This window comes from Streptomyces sp., assembly GCF_031181705.1.
Taxonomy (GTDB): Bacteria; Actinomycetota; Actinomycetes; order Streptomycetales; family Streptomycetaceae; genus Streptomyces.
In genome coordinates this window covers 18,435-21,914 of sequence record NZ_JAPSKN010000100.1, presented here as the reverse complement: position 1 = coordinate 21,914, position 3,480 = coordinate 18,435, and the positions used below count along the sequence as shown (strand labels likewise).

The 3,480-nt window shown below is 70.5% G+C and carries 3 protein-coding genes; all 3 read right to left on the bottom strand.

Annotation, left to right across the window (positions count from 1 at the left end; translation table 11 throughout):
- The coding region (locus RIN80_RS19090; RefSeq protein ID WP_309096817.1) for an excinuclease ABC subunit UvrA at window positions 1-2,373 on the bottom strand (2,373 nt) is incomplete at its 3' end.
- Between the two features lie 99 nt (window positions 2,374-2,472).
- Entirely contained in the window at window positions 2,473-2,889 is a 417-nt protein-coding gene (locus RIN80_RS19085; protein ID WP_309096816.1) for a VOC family protein, read from the bottom strand.
- Between the two features lie 10 nt (window positions 2,890-2,899).
- Window positions 2,900-3,376: a helix-turn-helix transcriptional regulator gene (locus tag RIN80_RS19080; RefSeq protein WP_309096819.1), complete on the bottom strand. Its 477-nt coding sequence runs from the start codon at window positions 3,374-3,376 to the stop codon at window positions 2,900-2,902.
- Window positions 3,377-3,480: the final 104 nt, after the last annotated feature.

The following is a 3,480-nucleotide window of genomic DNA, read 5'->3' as shown; positions in this document are numbered from 1 at the left end:
GTGCTGCCCCGTCAGCGTGGAGCGGTCCGCGATCAGGTCGGCCGGGGTGCCCTCGAAGACGATGCGGCCGCCGTCGTGACCGGCACCGGGGCCGAGGTCGATGATCCAGTCGGCGTGTGCCATCACCGCCTGGTGGTGCTCGATCACGATCACCGACTTGCCCGCGTCGACGAGCCGGTCCAGCAGGCCGAGCAGTTGCTCCACGTCCGCGAGGTGCAGGCCGGTGGTCGGCTCGTCGAGCACGTAGACGCCACCCTTGTCGGCCATGTGCGTGGCCAGCTTCAGCCGCTGCCGCTCACCGCCGGACAGCGTGGTGAGCGGCTGGCCGAGGGTGAGGTAGCCGAGCCCGACGTCGGCGAGCCGCTCCAGGATGCGGTGCGCGGCCGGAGTGCGGGCCTCGCCTGTGCCGAAGAACTCCTCCGCCTCGGTCACCGACATCGCGAGCACCGCGCTGATGTCGCGGCCGCCGAGCCGGTACTCCAGCACGGAGGCCTGGAACCGCCTGCCCTCGCAGTCCTCGCAGGGGGTGTCGACGCCGGCCATCATGCCGAGGTCGACGTAGACGACGCCGGCGCCGTTGCAGGTGGGGCAGGCGCCCTCGGAGTTGGCGCTGAACAGGGCCGGCTTCACACCGTTGGCCTTGGCGAAGGCCTTGCGGATCGGGTCGGCGAGCCCGGTGTACGTCGCGGGGTTGCTGCGGCGCGAGCCCTTGATCGGGCTCTGGTCCACGGAGATCACACCCGCGTCGGCCGGGATCGAGCCGTGCAGCAGGGAGCTCTTGCCCGAGCCGGCCACCCCCGTCACCACGGTGAGCACCCCGAGGGGGATGTCGACGTCGACGTCCTGGAGGTTGTTGGCCGAGGCGCCCCGGATCTCCAGCGCGCCGGTGGGCTCGCGGACCGTCTCCTTGAGCCGCGCCCGGTCGTCGAGATGCCGGCCGGTGACGGTGTCGGCTGCGCGCAGCCCCTCGACCGTGCCCTCGAAGCAGACGGTGCCGCCGGCCGTCCCGGCGCCGGGACCCAGGTCGACGACGTGGTCGGCGATCGCGATGGTCTCCGGCTTGTGCTCCACGACGAGGACCGTGTTGCCCTTGTCCCGCAGCCGCAGCAGCAGGCCGTTCATGCGCTGGATGTCGTGCGGGTGCAGGCCGATGGTGGGCTCGTCGAAGACGTAGGTGACGTCCGTGAGGGAGGAGCCGAGGTGGCGGATCATCTTCACCCGCTGCGCCTCACCGCCCGAGAGCGTGCCCGCCGGCCGGTCGAGCGAGAGGTAGCCGAGGCCGATCTCCACGAAGGAGTCGAGGGTGCCCTGCAACGCGGTGAGCAGCGGTGCCACCGACGGCTCCGTGAGACCCCGCACCCACTCCGCCAGGTCCCGGATCTCCATGGCGCAGGCGTCGGCGATGCTGACCTTGCCGATCCGCGACGAGCGGGCCGCCTCGGTCAGCCGCGTGCCCTCGCACTCGGGGCAGGTGGTGAAGGTGACCGCCCGCTCCACGAACGCCCGGATGTGCGGCTGCATCGCCTCCTTGTCCTTGGACAGGAACGACTTCTGGATCTTGGGAATCAGGCCCTCGTAGGTGAGGTTGACGCCGTTGACCTTGACCTTGGTCGGCTCGCCGTAGAGAAAGTCCTGCATCTCCTTCTTGGTGAACCGGCGGATCGGCTTGTTCGGGTCGAGGAAGCCGGACTGGGCGTAGAGGCCGACGGTCCAGACGTTGTCCGACTTCCAGCCGGGGATGGTGAACGCGCCCTCGGCGATCGACTTGGAGTCGTCGTAGAGCTGGGTGAGGTCGATGTCGGAGACCTTGCCGCGGCCCTCGCAGCGGGTGCACATGCCGCCGGTGCGGGAGAAGGTCGCCTTGACCGTCTTGGTCTTCTCCGCTCCGCGGTCGACGCGGATGCCGCCGCTCGCGCTGACCGAGGCGGTGTTGAAGGAGTAGGCGCTGGGCGGGCCGATGTGCGGCTCGGCGAGCCGGCTGAACAGGATGCGCAGCATGGCGTTGGCGTCGGTGGCGGTGCCGACCGTGGAGCGGGGGTCGCCGCCCATGCGCTGCTGGTCGACGGCGATCGCGGTGGTGAGGCCGTCCAGCACGTCGACCTCGGGCCGGGCCCGGTTGGGCATGAAGCCCTGCAGGAAGGCGCTGTAGGTCTCGTTGATCAGCCGCTGCGACTCGGCCGCGATCGTGTCGAACACCAGTGAGCTCTTGCCCGAGCCGGAGACACCGGTGAAGACCGTCAGCCGGCGCTTGGGGATCTCGATGCTGACGTCCTTGAGGTTGTTCTCGCGCGCGCCGTGCACGCGGATCACGTCATGGCTGTCGGCGAGGTGCGGCCCGGGCGATCGTCTGTCCGTCGTCGTGGCCTTGCTCATGGTGGCTCCATCTGTCGGGCGGGGCTGCCGTGTCCGGACGATCTCGTCCCCGCACCGGACCCTTCGGGGCACGGTGCGGGGTGGTTACTGCGGGGGCTGCTACTGCCCCTTGAGCTGCTGGATGCGGACCATGTTGCCCGCGGGGTCGCGGAAGGCGCAGTCGCGGACGCCGTAGGGCTGGTCCACCGGTTCCTGCACCACCTCGGCGTCGCCCGCCTGCAGCCGCTCGAAGACGCCGTCGACGTCGGTGGTGGAGAGCACGATGCTGGCGTAGGTGCCCTTGGCCATCATCTCGGTGATGGTGCGGCGCTCGTCGTCGGTGATGCCCGGGTCGGCGGCCGGCGGGTGCAGCACGATGCTGGTGCCGGGCTGGCCGGCGGGGCCGACCGTGATCCAGCGCATGCCCTCGTAGCCGACGTCGCCCCGGACTTCGAAGCCGAGGGTGTCGCGGTAGAACGCCAGGGCGGCGTCCGGGTCGTCGTGCGGCAGGAAGCTGGCGTGAATGTTGAGGTCCATGGCCCTCACGCTAGTTTCGGCTCGCGGTGGGCGCTTCTCGATTCCTGACCGGTCTGGTGACCTGCTTGGCGACGCACGACGGGATCCCGGCGGTCGCGCGCGCCGCCTCCCGCCGATAGGCGCTCGGGGGCATGCCGACCAGCTCGGTGAAGCGGGTGCTGAAGGTGCCCAGTGACGAGCAGCCGACCTCGAAGCACACCTGTGTGACGCTGAGGTCGCCGCGGCGCAGCAACGCCATCGCGCGCTCGATACGGCGCGTCATGAGGTAGCTGTACGGCGACTCGCCGTACGCCTGACGGAACGCGCGGCTGAGATGTCCGGCCGACATGTGCACCCCCCGTGCCAGCGCCTCCACGTCCAGCGGCTGCGCGTACTCCCGGTCGATCCGGTCCTTGACCCGGCGCAGCCGGGCGAGATCGCTCAGCCGCTGGGCCGAGGCGGGTCTGCTGCTGCTCACATGCGCGATCGTGCCACATCGCACGGACATGCGGTCGAATTCCGGGACAGAGCGGCCCGCCCCGATGCGGGCCGGCCCGCATCGGGCGCGGATGTCGAAGGTACCGGTCCACCATGCCGCGAGCGGCAGGACGC